The sequence below is a fragment of the Ruegeria sp. BE1 genome, assembly GCF_056538885.1.
Genome location: NZ_JBQFTY010000004.1, coordinates 371,239 through 384,390, shown reverse-complemented (window position 1 = coordinate 384,390; position 13,152 = coordinate 371,239). Strand labels below are relative to the sequence as shown.

Annotated in this window: 13 protein-coding genes; 3 read left to right on the top strand and 10 right to left on the bottom strand. The window is 61.0% G+C overall.

Annotation, left to right across the window (positions count from 1 at the left end; translation table 11 throughout):
• Positions 1-18 precede the first annotated feature (18 nt).
• Genes ACR0J5_RS14645 through ACR0J5_RS14630 form a run of 4 tightly spaced genes read right to left on the bottom strand, consistent with a single transcriptional unit; the run spans position 19 to position 3,561 of the window.
• The gene (locus ACR0J5_RS14645; RefSeq protein ID WP_480654571.1) at positions 19-771 is read right to left on the bottom strand and encodes an iron ABC transporter ATP-binding protein; all 753 of its coding nucleotides are present in this window, start codon (positions 769-771) and stop codon (positions 19-21) included.
• Positions 768-1,712, bottom strand: coding sequence for an iron chelate uptake ABC transporter family permease subunit (locus tag ACR0J5_RS14640; RefSeq protein WP_480654569.1), 945 nt, complete (start codon positions 1,710-1,712; stop codon positions 768-770). The genes ACR0J5_RS14645 and ACR0J5_RS14640 overlap by 4 nt, the downstream gene beginning before the upstream one ends.
• Complete coding sequence (locus tag ACR0J5_RS14635; protein WP_480654567.1) at positions 1,702-2,667, bottom strand: ABC transporter permease; 966 nt, start codon at positions 2,665-2,667, stop codon at positions 1,702-1,704. Before ACR0J5_RS14635 ends, ACR0J5_RS14640 begins: the two co-directional genes overlap by 11 nt.
• A gap of 3 nt (positions 2,668-2,670) precedes the next feature.
• The gene (locus ACR0J5_RS14630; protein WP_480654565.1) at positions 2,671-3,561 is read right to left on the bottom strand and encodes a siderophore ABC transporter substrate-binding protein; all 891 of its coding nucleotides are present in this window, start codon (positions 3,559-3,561) and stop codon (positions 2,671-2,673) included.
• A 240-nt stretch (positions 3,562-3,801) separates the two neighbouring features.
• On the opposite strand from ACR0J5_RS14630, the gene ACR0J5_RS14625 reads away from it, so the two are divergent.
• On the top strand, positions 3,802-5,778 hold the full coding sequence (locus ACR0J5_RS14625; protein ID WP_480654563.1) for a TonB-dependent receptor domain-containing protein: 1,977 nt from the start codon (positions 3,802-3,804) through the stop codon (positions 5,776-5,778).
• Positions 5,779-5,975: 197 nt separating this feature from the next.
• On the opposite strand, the gene pqqE is transcribed toward ACR0J5_RS14625, so the two are convergent.
• The 5 genes from pqqE to pqqA are packed head-to-tail and all read right to left on the bottom strand — an operon-like array spanning position 5,976 to position 9,085.
• Positions 5,976-7,058 carry a pyrroloquinoline quinone biosynthesis protein PqqE gene (gene pqqE / locus ACR0J5_RS14620; protein WP_480654561.1) on the bottom strand — a complete coding sequence of 361 codons (1,083 nt, stop codon included), beginning with the start codon at positions 7,056-7,058 and terminating at the stop codon, positions 5,976-5,978.
• Positions 7,055-7,342, bottom strand: coding sequence for a pyrroloquinoline quinone biosynthesis peptide chaperone PqqD (gene pqqD, locus ACR0J5_RS14615; protein WP_480654559.1), 288 nt, complete (start codon positions 7,340-7,342; stop codon positions 7,055-7,057). Before pqqD ends, pqqE begins: the two co-directional genes overlap by 4 nt.
• A complete protein-coding gene (gene pqqC / locus ACR0J5_RS14610) occupies positions 7,339-8,067 on the bottom strand; it encodes a pyrroloquinoline-quinone synthase PqqC (RefSeq protein ID WP_480654557.1) in 729 nt (242 codons plus the stop codon). The genes pqqD and pqqC overlap by 4 nt, the downstream gene beginning before the upstream one ends.
• Entirely contained in the window at positions 8,064-8,951 is an 888-nt protein-coding gene (gene pqqB / locus ACR0J5_RS14605) for a pyrroloquinoline quinone biosynthesis protein PqqB (protein ID WP_480654555.1), read from the bottom strand. The genes pqqC and pqqB overlap by 4 nt, the downstream gene beginning before the upstream one ends.
• Before the next feature lie 26 nt (positions 8,952-8,977).
• Entirely contained in the window at positions 8,978-9,085 is a 108-nt protein-coding gene (gene pqqA / locus ACR0J5_RS14600; RefSeq protein ID WP_480654553.1) for a pyrroloquinoline quinone precursor peptide PqqA, read from the bottom strand.
• A gap of 200 nt (positions 9,086-9,285) precedes the next feature.
• Here pqqA and ACR0J5_RS14595 point away from each other — a divergent pair, with 200 nt between their 5' ends.
• Complete coding sequence (locus ACR0J5_RS14595) at positions 9,286-11,352, top strand: 4Fe-4S binding protein (protein ID WP_480654551.1); 2,067 nt, start codon at positions 9,286-9,288, stop codon at positions 11,350-11,352.
• Positions 11,349-12,236 carry an FAD:protein FMN transferase gene (locus ACR0J5_RS14590; protein ID WP_480654549.1) on the top strand — a complete coding sequence of 296 codons (888 nt, stop codon included), beginning with the start codon at positions 11,349-11,351 and terminating at the stop codon, positions 12,234-12,236. Before ACR0J5_RS14595 ends, ACR0J5_RS14590 begins: the two co-directional genes overlap by 4 nt.
• A gap of 50 nt (positions 12,237-12,286) precedes the next feature.
• Here ACR0J5_RS14590 and ACR0J5_RS14585 read toward each other — a convergent pair whose 3' ends face one another.
• Complete coding sequence (locus ACR0J5_RS14585) at positions 12,287-13,078, bottom strand: FAD binding domain-containing protein (protein WP_480654547.1); 792 nt, start codon at positions 13,076-13,078, stop codon at positions 12,287-12,289.
• Positions 13,079-13,152: the final 74 nt, after the last annotated feature.

Below are 13,152 nucleotides of genomic sequence, written 5' to 3'. Positions count from 1 at the left end.
AATCTATCGGCGTGTGTTTCAGACCTCGACCAGAACCTTGCTGCCGGTTTTCACGATACGCGCGTCTGTCTGAAACACCTGCCGCATCATCTCGTCCGAGACGATGTCATGCGGCGCGCCACATGGCCCCAGCCGTCCGTCCGACAGGGTCAGCATCGTATCGGCATAGGCGCAGGCATAGTTGATGTCATGCAGCACGATCACCACCGTGCGGCTGTGGTCGCGGGCCAGGGCGCGCAGGGTCTGCATCAGCGCCCGGCTGGCCGCGATGTCGAGATTGTTGAGCGGTTCATCCAACAGCACGTAATCCGTGTCCTGCGCAAAGACCATGGCGACAAAGGCGCGTTGGCGCTGGCCCCCGGACAGGCTGTCCAGCGGACGGTCACGGAAGGGGGACAGGGCCAGGGTTTCGATGGCCTCATCCACCTTGGCGCGGTCCTGCGGCCCCGGGCGGCCCCGGTGGTGGGGATAGCGCCCGAACCCGACCAGTTCCGCCACGGTCAGGCGGGGGGCGACCTCGGTCGTTTGGGGCAGGATGGCCAGGGTTCGCGCCATGTCGCGGGCAGGGGCGGTTTGAACGTCCTGACCCTTGATCGTGATCTGCCCTGTTTGCAGAGGTTGCAGGCGCGCGATAAGGCTGAGCAGTGTGGATTTGCCTGCACCGTTGGGACCAACCAGCGCCGTGACCCCGCCGCCGGGGATCTGGACCGAGACATCCCGCAATACCGGTTTGCCATCATGGCGGTGGGTTACGTTGGTTAGCGTTATCATCTGCGCAAACTCTTCAGGATAAGGATCAGGAAAACCGCCCCGCCGACAAGGTCGATGACCACCGACAGGGGTGTAATCAGGTGAAAGATACGCTCCATCAGCAGCTGCCCGCCCACCAGCGCAATACCCGAGATCAACGCCGCAACCGGCAAGAGATGGGCGTGATAGGGGCTAGGCAGGATAAAGCGGGCCAAGGACACCACCAGAAGGCCCAGAAAGGCCACCGGCCCGACCAGTGCCGTTGAGACCGACACCATGACTGCCACCAGCAGCAAGACCATAAGGTAGGCGGTTTTGGGTGTCTCACCCAGACCAATGGCCAGATCGCGGCCCAGCACAAGCACGTCCAGCCGAAAGCGTAGTGCCCAGGCCGCGCAGGTTGCCAATACGGCGACCGGGGCTGCGATTGCCAAAGTGTCGGTGGACAGATCGTTGAACCGCGCGTAGCTGGCGACCTGGATAAAGGCAAATTCGTTGGGGTCGATGACCCGCAGAAGAAAGGCTGTCAGCGACCGGAATAACGTGGCCAGGATCACGCCGGTCAGGATCATGCGAAACAGGTCTTGCCGCGTTTCCAGCAACAGCGTCCCGAACAAAAGCAAAGACACCGAAACCATCAGGGTTGCGGTCACCAAAAAGCTCAGGGTAGGGGCCAGATCGGCCACGGCCAGCCCCCCCATCGCATAGACCGATCCCGTCAGGATCAGAACATAAAGGGCATCAAACCCCATGATCGACGGGGTCAGAATCTGGTTCCCCGATACGGTCTGGAACAGCACGGTCGAGGTGCTGACCGCCACAGCCACCACCACCAGCGCCACAAGCTTGGTGCCGCGAAACGGCAGGATAAAATCCCATCCCGCCGTGACGCCCACCGTCATGTAGGCAAGACAGCACAGTACAAAACTCAGGCTCAGACCGATCAGAAACTTAGTAGGCACTGCGCGACCTCGAATAGAGGATCATCAGGAAGAACACCGCTCCGATCACGCCAAAGACTGATCCCACGGGGATTTCGAACGGAAAGAGCAGAAGGCGGCCCATAATGTCCGAGATCAGCACCAGCCCGGCCCCGGTCAGAGCGATCAGCGGCAGGGTTTGACGCAGGTTGTCGCCATAGCGGCGTGAGACGATGTTGGGCACCACAAGCCCGACAAAGGGGATCATGCCCACGGTGACAACCGTCAGCGCCGACACCACCGAAACGACAATCAAACCCGCCGCCATGATCTGCCGGTAATTCACGCCCAGCCCCGTCGCCATGGTGCGACCCATTCCGACGATCGCCAGCTGATCGGCGATCAGATAGACCAACACCCCGGCCAGGGCCGCCAGCCACAACAGCTCGTACCGGCCTTTCAGAACGCCCGAGAATTCACCCGTCGTCCAGATTCCGATGCTTTGCTGAAGGTCGAACTGATAGGCAAAGAACACGCCGACCGCCCCCAGAGCTGCGCCATAGATCAGCCCGACCAGCGGCACCATCAGGGGCTGCGCAACCGGCAGCCGCCGGACGATGGCCAGAAATCCCAACGCCGCAGCCAAAGCGGTTGCGGCGGCCATCCCCATGCGCAGGATCAGCGGCGCGCCGGGGATCAGGACCGTCGCCAGCAATATCCCCAGCGCCGCACCCTGTCCGGTGCCCGTTGTCATCGGCTCGACGAAACGGTTGCGCACGATGGCCTGCAGAATCGTCCCGGCCATGGCCAGAACCGCGCCGGTAATCAGAACAGCCAATGTACGGGGCAGGCGGCTGACCATCAGAACGCGAAAGGCATCCGGATCGCGCAAAGCCTGATGCCAGGGCAGGTCGATCACGCCAACCCCCAGCGAGACAACAGACAGGGCCAGGATCAGGCCGGACCCGCCCCAAATGGCCAGCCGTGAGGTGCGCACAGATCAGTTGGCCTTGAACGCGTCTGCGATCTGATCCAGCGTGTGGGTCATGGACTGAATCCCGCCCGCCGCAATGTAGAGAGGCGCGCTGTCCAGATAGATAACCTTGCCCGTCTTCCAGGCCATGGTTTCGTGCACGAGGGCGTTGTCCAAAACGCTGTGCGCGCTGTCTCCGTCCTGACCGATGGCAACCATGCGGTCGATGACGATCAGGATGTCGGGATTGGCGTCATGAATGAACTCAAAGCTGATGGCTTCGCCATGGGTCGAAGCGGTGATCTCGTCGATGGCCGGGGTCAGACCCACCGAGGTGTAAAGCCAGCCAAACCGACCCTTCGGGCCATAGGCCGAGATTTTTGGACCATTGGTCATCACGACCAGCGCCGATCCCTGACCCGAGGCGGATATGCGCGTCGCCTCGACCTTGGCCCGGAACGCGTCTGCCAGTTCGGTCGCCTTGGCCTGTTTGCCAAAAATCTCACCATAAGCGGCCAGGCGATCAAGCCCCTGACCCACGGTGTCCTCCCAGATCGTCATGTCGATTGTGGGCGCGATTTTGTTCAGCTTGGGCACGGCCTTGTAAGACCGGCCTCCGGCGATCACCAGATCGGGGTTCATTGTCGCGATTGCCTCATAATCGGGTTCGAACAATGTGCCGACGGGGATGGCATTGCGGGTGGCGTCCTGCAGGTAATCAACATAGACCGGCTGAACCGTACCGTCCGGCACGATCCCCAATGCAACCAGACTGTCCAGCGCAGCCATGTCAAACACCGCGATCTTTTCGGGGTCAGCGGGCACATCCTGCGCCCCGCGGTAGGTTTCAACAGAAACGGTTTGTGCCGCCAGCGGTGTCGCCAGTAGGCAAAATGCAAGACCAAACTTTGCGAACATAACAATCCTCAGAGTTGAAGGCTTGGCTGTCGCAAGGACTGGCTGGGCAGATATCCATCGTCTTCTGGCACATGGCGTGAACCAGAGCCAGTGGGGTCGGTCCTAATAAGACGACATCGGTTCTTCTTTCAATATTGTATTTTACTTATTGAAGTACAATTTCGACTGTGCCAAACAGCCCGCATCGGTAGCCATTCATCACCTAGCCAGACGATCAAAATACAAAAAACGGGTTAGGACATGAAAACACACCGATATCTGGCCTATGCGGCTGCGGGCATGATGCCGCTTGCCGCGCTGGCCGACGACGACATATTCCTGGGAACCATTGTGATATCCGAGCCGACTCTGGAAGATCCGGAAGGCGAAGAGATCAACATCACCAGCGACGAGATTGCACTGACGAATCCGGCGGACCTGTCGGAATTGTTCGTGGCAGAGCCTACCATTCAGGTTGGCAGTTCGATTCCGATGTCCCAAAAGCTGTATGTGAACGGGATTGAGGAAAACAATCTGGCCATCACGATTGACGGCGCGCGGCAGAACAACAAAATCTTCCACCACAACACGACGACCCTGATCGACCCCAGCCTGCTCAAGTCGGCACGCGTCGATCCCGGTGTTGCTCCGGCGGATGCGGGGCCTGGGGCGCTGGCGGGTGCGTTGGCTTATGAAACCAAGGATGCCGCCGATCTGCTGGTGGATGGGGCCAATTTCGGCGGAAGCTATCGGTTCGAATACCGGACAAACGGTGATATCTTCGCCAACAGCCTGTCGCTTTATGGACGTCAGAGCGGGTTCGAATATATCGGCTATCTGAAATACGCGACCGGCGGCACGCAGGTCGATGGCAGCGGCAATGACATCATCGGATCGGGTACGGACCTGACAAGCGGGCTGGTGAAGGGGGCCTATCAGACCGACAGCGGCAACCGCTTTGAATTGTCCTATGAAAACGTACGTGATGATGAGGCCCGACCCTACCGCGCCAATATCGGTCAGATCGTCGGCGGACGCCCCGTGCCCTTGACGCGGCCCTATGACCTGAACCGCGAAAATGTGGTCTTTACCTATACCGAGGACCAGCCCAAGGGTCTGTGGGACCCTAAATTCCTGCTGGCCTACAGCAGCACCGATCTGGATCTGGACGAAACGGACCTGCCGACGCAGCAGACGGTTTTCGGAAAAACCGACAGTTTCAACGGCGTGTTTTCGAACCGCTTCGATTTCGGGCGCGTAGAAGTCAACGCCGGCGTGGATTTCTTTGATGACACCGCCGAGACCGATTACAGATACCTGCCGAACCCGGCCTTCAACGAAGCGGGCGAAGAAAAGCTGCGGAATATCGGTGTCTTTGCCCAGGTCCGGGCCCAGCCGAATGACCGCACGGATGTGTCCTTTGGTCTGCGCGGCGATTTTCAGGACTTCACCGGGGTAGATGGTTCGGACCAGTCCACAAACGGCGTGTCAGGCAATATCGCGGCGCAATACGCTTTGACAGATCAGTTCACGATTGGGGCCGGATATTCGAATGTCTGGGGCGGGATCGAACTGGCCGAGAACTTCATCATGAACCCGGCCTGGACCTATCCGGCCGAGGGGATCGAGGATGTGACATCCGAGAACGCCTATGTGGCCGCTGGCTATACTGCGGGTGCCTGGGTGTTCAACGCCAAGTATTTCCATACCGAAATCGACAACGCCCGCGCCGCCTCGTACCGCGCGGGACCGGCGGTTACCGCGGATGTGGAATCGCAAGGCTTCGAGCTGGGTGTCGGCTATGCGTGGAACGGCGGTTTTGTGCGCCTGGGATATGCAAACATCGATACCGAGGTGAACGGCCGCACCGCGGATTCCTTTACCGGCAACTATCTGACCATGCCGATGGGTGAATTCCTGTCCCTTCAGGCGGCGCATCAGTTTGCCAATGGCGTGCTGATCGGCGGCGACGCGCAAGTGGCGTTTGACTATGACGACACCTTCGATTTCGCCACTGGAGGGCGCGGACCCGAACTGCCGGGCTATACCGTGGTCAACGTCTTTACGCAGTATTCGCCGGAACAGTTTCAAAACCTGACCCTGCGGGCCGAAGTGATCAACCTGTTTGACGAAACCTACGCAAACCGCGCCACCTATGGGCAGGAATTTGTAGGCGAAGTGGTGCCGCTGAATGAACCCGGCCGTTCGCTGCGTCTGACGGCCGAGATCGTGTTCTGATCCCGGCTGTATCTGAAACAAACGGGTTGGCGCTGTGTTGGGCGCCAGTCCGAACACAGGTGCGAATGCGACGTCGGAACATCCGATGCATGCACCTTTGCAACAAGAAGGTTCAAGTCGCGCTCATGTCGTTGGGCAATCAGCCGTAGATTTCGATTGGGAAGACCGAATGCGGGGATTTTAACCGCGTCCAATACTCAGCCGGGCGTCGCGCGATAGACAAGCGCGCTGTCGTCTTGCGACGAACTCCTCAAGGCCTCGACCACGCGGTCGTGCATTGGGGATTTGCGGCAGACGGGGTCGGTGGCGCCGGCATCTGCGGCCAGAGCCATGGCCTGACAGCGGCAGCCGCCAAAATCGATTTCCTTGCGGTCACAGCTTTGGCAGGGTTCGGGCATCCAATCCGTTCCACGATAGGTATTGAATGCCGCGCCGTTTTGCCAAATCTCTGCCAACGGTTTGTCGCGGACATTGTCAAAGGACAGGGTCGGGATCGTTTGTGCCGCGTGGCAGGGCAGAACCGTTCCGTTTGGCGTCACATTCAGGCCCGTGGAGCCCCAGCCGCCCATGCAGGCTTTGGGAAAGTCCGAATAATAGTCGGGGGGGACGAAATCGATGGCCAGAATACCCCGCAAGTCCTGACTGGCCTGCGCGACGGTGTCCTTGACGGCCAGCGTCTGTTCCAGCGTCGGCAGCAAGGCGGCGCGGTTGGACAGGGCCCAGCCGTGGAACTGAACGCAGGCGACCTCAAGCCTGCGCGCGCCAAGTTCGGCGGCCATTTCGATTGTGCGGTCCAGATCATCAAGGTTGTGGCGGTGCATCACCGCATTCAGGGTCAGCGGGATGCCTCGCGCACCGATTTCCTTTGCGATGATCATCTTGCGGTCAAAGCCGCCACGATAGCCGCCGATGCGATCCGCCAGATCGGCATTGGTGCCTTGCAAAGACAGCTGAATGTGATCAAGCCCCGCCTCTTCCAACCGGTCCAGCCGTTTTGGGGTCAGCCCGATGCCGGATGTGATCAGGTTGGTGTAAAGACCGATACGGGCGGCTTGTGCCGTCAGCTCCTCCATATCCCGGCGCGAGGCGGGTTCGCCCCCCGACAGGTGCAGTTGCAGGACACCGATATCAAACGCCTGCTGGAACACATCCACCCAGGTCTGGGTGTCCAGCTCGGTCTCTTTGCGCTCAAGCTCAACAGGGTTGCTGCAATAGGGGCAGCTGAGCGGACAGCGGTGGGTAAGTTCCGCCAGCAGCGCAATGGGGGCAGGGGCGGTCATGGCTGCACCAGAACGTAAAGGCGGCTGCGCAGGGTTTGCAGGAAGCGCTGGACGTCGGTTTCGACCTGATCGGCCGGGGCGCCGTATGTTGTGGCAAGATCGGTGACGATCTGGCCAAACGGGGTCTGCCCATCGACGCGCGACAGGATGGCGACGCCGATATCGTCCAGTTCGATCACTTTTTCCGGGGCCTGCAGGACCATGCGGTCGCGCACCGTGTCGCGTTGAACCCGCACGCCGCGCGGCAGATAGGGGCGGTCGGTCTGGTGCAGTTCAAGCGTCATAGCAGACCTTCCCCCGGCTTCCACGCGCCGGGCGGGATCAGGCCCGGTTCCACATATCCCGACCAGAGCGCATCCAGCTGCGCCCACAACACGTTGGTTTTGAAGATCAGCGCCTCGCACGCCATGTCCTCTTTTTCTGCCGTGTCGGCCTGATCCAGCACCCAGTTCAGGCCAAAGGCCACGTCCTTGGGGGCCTGGGTCAGGCGTTTTTGGAAATAGGACAGGCTGTCAGGGTTGGCAAAATCGTAATGCTGCAACAGGCCCTCGATCCGCTGTTCGTGGATTTTCGGGGCAAACAGCTCGGTCAGAGACGACGCCACCGCCTGCAACAGGGGCTTTTCGCGCACGTAATGCACATAGGCATCGACGGCGAATTGCGTGGCCGGCAGGATGCCACGGCCCGAGGCGACATAGTCGGGGTCCAGCCCCACTGCCTCGGCCAGTTTCAGCCAGCGCCGGATGCCGCCGCCCTCGGTCACGCCGCCATCATGGTCTTCGATGCGGGATCGCCATTCGCGCCGGATATCGGGGTCGGCGCAGCGCGACATGAAGGCCGCATCCTTCATCGGAATGGCCGCCTGATAGGCCCAGCGATTGATCACCCAGGCGCGCACCTGATCGGGGGTGCACTCCCCGCTGTGCAGCCGGTGATGAAAGGGGTGTTTGTCGTGGTAACGCTCGGCCCCGATCTGACGCAGGCGGGCCTCAAGGCTGTCGCGGCTCATATCGTGATCTCCTGCCCGTCATAGGCGATGGTCCAGCCTGCGGTTTCCACAAAGGCGCGTTCCGGGCTGTCGGGTTGCAGAACAGGGTTGGTGTTGTTGATGTGGATGAAGGTCTTGGCGGCTCGGATGCCTTGCAGCCGGGCGATCGACCCCTCAGGCCCGCTGATCGAGATATGACCCATCCGCTGCCCGGTTTTCACCCCGGTGCCGGTGCGGATCATCTCATCATCATCCCAAAGCGTGCCGTCAAAGAACAGCTGATCAGCATCCGCGATCCGGGCCAGCAGGTCATCGGTCACCTGCGCGCAGCCGGGGATGTAATAGGCGGTCTTGTCTGCAGTGGTCAGCCGGACGCCCACGGTCTGTTCCCCCAGCAGATCGGTCTGGACGCTGTCGCCTTCCATGAACAGGGGTACCTTGCCGGGCACTGCGAAAAGCTGTGCCTGCAATCCCGCCTGCAAGGTGAATTCATCGCCTAGGGCGATCTGGCGGCGGCCCACTTTCTCACGGTTGACCGCATCGAAAATCCGGTTCTGGGACAGCACGTCCAGAATATCGCCCGTGGCATAGAGGGTGAATGGGGTCTGTTCCCGCAGGCTGAGCAATCCGGCGATATGGTCGATATCCCCATTGGTCAGCAGCACCGAGGCCACAGGCGTGTCGCGCAGCGCGCGCGGGTGCATTTTCGGGCTGTCCAGCATCTGCTGGCGAATATCGGGCGAGGCGTTCAGGATGCTCCAATTCAGACCATCCGGCGACACCGCCAAAGACGATTGGCCGGAGGGCGGGATGTTTCCCTTGCGGGCATCCTCGCAATTCCGGCAACCACAGTTCCATTGTGGCAAACCGCCACCTGCAGAAGCCCCAAGAACCAGGAAATGCACTTTGGGCCTCCGCTGCGTTTACGTGATCAGAACAGGTCGGGCTCGTGCTCGCGGCCTTCGTCCTGAGACGGAGAATACATGTTGATCTCCATGCCGCAGTTCACTTCTTTCAGCTTTGGTGTGCTCCAGGTCATGATGTCCTCCCGATGAATGACTGGCGTTGTCTGAAACCTACAACCGGTGCGATTTTCGGAAAATGCTGCTTTGGTCGTAGGGATGGGACACAGTGTTGAGGGGCAGAAGGGCCGCGTCAACCGTCTTGGGGTCGTAGAAGCAGCGGCCTAGGACTTTTGTCGAATGTCACGGTTGCGGGGGGAAATATAACCTCACGCCCATGCGCGCGATCCTGTTCCTTGTCTTTCTGCTGTTCAGCAGCCTGTTGGCCCGGGCCGAACCGCTGCCGCGTGAGCAGGTCGAAACCTATATCCGCGCGCCGTTTTCGCTGGGCGATGCGCTGAACGATGACGGGGTCTACAGCCTGTTGAACTCCGGCGGCAGTGAGGCCGGATATGTGTTTGAATCCGAACCCTTGGCCCCTTTGCCGGGGTTCTCGGGCGCGCCGATCAACCTGCTGGTGGTGCTGGATCTTGAGGGGCGGTTTCTGGATGTCCAACTGATCGAACATAATGAGCCGATCTTTGTCTCGGGGCTGGGCGAGGCCCCGTTTCACAAGTTCTTTGAGCAATATGGCGGGTTGTCGATCTCAGATTCGATTGTGGTGGGCACACCTTATGGCGATGCCGCCGCAGGCTCACAGCTTGTTTATCTGGATGGGGTCACCAAGGCGACCGCCAGCGTGCGCATTGCCCACGAATCCGTCATGGGGGCCGCGCTGGCGGTGGCCCGTGAAAAGATGCAGGGGCTGGCCACCGCGCCCCCCGCTTTTCCCGACCCTGAACACCAAGAGGTTCTGACCTGGCAGGATCTGGTCGATCAGGGCATCGCCACGCGCAAAACCTATACCAACGCGCAGGTCGATGCCTTGTTTGCAGGCACCCTATGGGCCGATGACGACCCCGAGGCACAGGATTACCCGGATGAGCCTTATTTGGACATTTGGGTTGTCGATCTGGGCCCGACCTCCATCGCCCGCGCCGCGTTGGCCGAGGACAGTTTCGATGACCTCCAGAGCTTTCTGGAAATCTCGGACAATGATGAGCCGATTCTGGTGATCGAAACCGCGCGCCATGGGCTGGTCAGCGAGGATTTCGTGCGCAACACGGCGCCGGACTGGCTGTCGGCGGAACAGGATGGCTTTCCGGTGGCCCTGCGCGATGCCGATCTGTTTGTGGAGCTGGCCGATGGTTTGCCCGACGGCACCGCCATGATCCTGCGCACGGATCGCCGACTTGGCTTTGATCCGTCGCGCGATTGGGTTCTGAAGGTTCTGGCGGTGCGCGAACATGGCATGTTCCAACCCGAAACAGGCGCGGTCACGTTGGAGGTGCCCCACATCACGCCCGAGCGGTTCTTTACCCGCCCGGTCCAGATCACGCCTGTGCCACCATGGCTTGAGGCGTTGCGCAACCGTCAGGGGGACATGATTGTTCTGGGGCTCTTCCTGACCGGTCTGGTTGCCGCGCTGAGCCTGCGTATGAATGCGCTGGCGGCGCAGCCTCTGTTCACCCCGATCCGCTTGGGCGTGCTGGCGGTTGTCATCGGTTTTGTCGGCTGGTGGGGGCAGGGGCAGCTGTCGATCGTGACGGTGCTGGGCACATTGCGGGCGGCGGTCGAGGGCGGCAGTTTCGCATTCCTTCTCTATGACCCGTTTTCCCTGCTGATCTGGGCCGTGTCCATCACAGGGTTCATCGCATGGGGCAGGGGGCTGTTCTGCGGCTGGCTTTGCCCTTTCGGTGCGATGCAGGAATTTGCGCATCACTTGGGCAAAGCCCTGCGCCTGCCGCAGATCGAACCGTCCGAGGCTTGGGACAGGCGTCTGAAATGGTTGAAATACGTCATCCTCGCAGGGCTTGTGGGCGTTGTATTCGCCGCCCCCGATCAGGTGGACAAAGCCGCCGAGGTTGAACCCTTTAAAACCGCCGTCACCACCTTCTTTGTGCGCGAATGGTATTACGTGGCCTATGCGGCGGGGTGGCTGTTTCTGGGCATGGTGCTGTTCAAAGGGTTCTGCCGCTATGTCTGCCCGCTGGGGGCATTCATGGCCATTGGCGGCCTGCTGCGCGGGCGCGACTGGATCGACCGTCGTGCGGAATGCGGCTCACCCTGTCAGTTGTGCAAGGTCAAATGCAAATACGGGGCCATCGCCAAAAGCGGACGCATTCAGTATGATGAGTGCTTTCAATGCCTCGATTGCGTGACCATTCATGACGACAGCACAAAATGCGTCCCCCTGATTGTCGCCGCCCGCCGCCGGACCCGAGAGGTTGCTGCCGAATTATGAATCGCCGCCGTTTCCTGACCATCTCTGCCGCCGCACTCGCCACTCCGGCGGCGGCGCAGCCCACAAGGTGGCAGGGCTATGCAATGGGGGCCGAGGTCAGCCTGACTTTTGACTCCAGCTCCCATGTCGCCGAACCCGCCATTGCCCGCACCCGCGCGGTGTTGGAACGGTGTGAGGCGCTGTTCAGCCTCTACCGCCCGAGTTCCGCGCTGTCCCGCCTGAACCGCGATGGTTATCTGAACGCGCCTGCACCCGAGATGTTCACGGTGTTGCAGGCCTGCGACCGCGCCTACCGGCTGACCGGGGGGCGCTTTGACCCAACCGTGCAACCCTTGTGGCAGGCCCTTGCGCAAAGGGGTGATCTTGAGGCTGCGCGTGAAAAGATCGGATGGGATCGTGTCCTGATCGCACCGGACCGCATCAAGCTGGACGCGGGGCAGGCGCTGACATTGAACGGCATTGCACAAGGGTACGCCACCGATCTGGTCACGCAAGTGCTGCGCCAGCACGGGTGGCAGAACGTCTTGGTCAATATCGGCGAGTTCTATGCAGCTGGGCGCAATTGGACCCTAGGCGTGTCCGACCCCAAGCATGGCATCGTGCAGACCCTGAGGCTCAGGGACCGGGCGATTGCCACGTCCAGCCCGGGCGCGCTGCGTCTGGCGGATGACCAGTTTCACATCCTGAACCCCACCAGCGCAGGATCGCCCCAATGGTCAACGGTCAGCGTGCAGGCTGCGGACGCCACATCGGCAGATGCGCTGTCCACGGCGCTGTGCCACGCGGATGCGGGTGAGGTTCAAACCATCCTTGGCCGAACCACAGACGATACTGCCGCGATCTGCGTTCACCAGAGTGGCTCCGTCAGAACCTTCCCGGCATAGCAAAAGCCCCGGGGTTTACCCGGGGCTTTGAGAGTATTGTGTATGCTCTGTTACGAACAGGCTTCGACGGCGCGCTTTGTCATGACGCTGACAAGGTGTGCGCGATAGTCTTTGCTGCCATGCAGGTCCGACAGCATGTTGGCCGGGTTGATGCGCAGATCCATCAGGGCGTCGGCGCGGAATTCCTTGGACAGGGCCTCTTCGGCCTCGGACCAGCGGAACACGCCATCCTCGCCCGCACCGGTCACGGCCACGCGCACGCCATCCGCAAACCGCGCCAGATAGACGCCAACCAGGGCAAAGCGCGAGGCAGGCTGCAGGAACTTCTGATAGCTCGCCGCCTGCGGTACCGGGAAGCGAACCGAAGTGATGATCTCGCCCTCTTCCAGCGCGGTGGTGAACAGGCCCTGAAAATAGTCATCCGCCGCGATCTGGCGCGTGTTGGTCACGATGGTCGCGCCCGAGCCCAGCACAGCGGCCGGGTAACAGGCGGCAGGGTCGTTATTGGCCACCGACCCGCCAATAGTGCCGCGATTGCGCACCGCCGGATCGCCGATTTGCCCGGCCAAAGCCGCCAGCGCAGGATAGCTGGCCGCCGCCTCACGCGCCACCGTGGCATGGGGTGTCGCCCCGCCAATGGCCACCGAGCCGTCATCCTCGACACAAACCCCCTGCATCTCGGTAATTCCGCTCAGTGATACCAGCGCCGAGGGCGCCGCTAACCGCTGCTTCAGCGTCGGGATCAGCGTCTGCCCCCCGCCCAACGCCTGCGCATCCTCGGCCCCCAACGCAGCCACCGCATCAGCGATGGTCGAGGGCTTTTCAAATTCGAAACTGTACATTTCGCTTTTCCTTTCCGAAGAACATAGATCCGCTCTTCATCTGGCTATAAATATCCCGGGGGTCTGGGGGCAGA

Bases quoted from the DNA above. Each gene is read 5' to 3' on its own strand.
- ACR0J5_RS14585 (WP_480654547.1), bottom strand. From the start codon at position 13,078: ATGTACAGTTTCGAATTTGAAAAGCCCTCGACCATCGCTGATGCGGTG.
- ACR0J5_RS14595 (WP_480654551.1), top strand. From the start codon at position 9,286: ATGCGCGCGATCCTGTTCCTTGTCTTTCTGCTGTTCAGCAGCCTGTTG.
- pqqE (WP_480654561.1), bottom strand. From the start codon at position 7,058: ATGACCGCCCCTGCCCCCATTGCGCTGCTGGCGGAACTTACCCACCGC.
- pqqA (WP_480654553.1), bottom strand. From the start codon at position 9,085: ATGACCTGGAGCACACCAAAGCTGAAAGAAGTGAACTGCGGCATGGAG.
- ACR0J5_RS14645 (WP_480654571.1), bottom strand. From the start codon at position 771: ATGATAACGCTAACCAACGTAACCCACCGCCATGATGGCAAACCGGTA.
- ACR0J5_RS14590 (WP_480654549.1), top strand. From the start codon at position 11,349: ATGAATCGCCGCCGTTTCCTGACCATCTCTGCCGCCGCACTCGCCACT.
- pqqC (WP_480654557.1), bottom strand. From the start codon at position 8,067: ATGAGCCGCGACAGCCTTGAGGCCCGCCTGCGTCAGATCGGGGCCGAG.
- pqqD (WP_480654559.1), bottom strand. From the start codon at position 7,342: ATGACGCTTGAACTGCACCAGACCGACCGCCCCTATCTGCCGCGCGGC.
- ACR0J5_RS14630 (WP_480654565.1), bottom strand. From the start codon at position 3,561: ATGTTCGCAAAGTTTGGTCTTGCATTTTGCCTACTGGCGACACCGCTG.
- ACR0J5_RS14625 (WP_480654563.1), top strand. From the start codon at position 3,802: ATGAAAACACACCGATATCTGGCCTATGCGGCTGCGGGCATGATGCCG.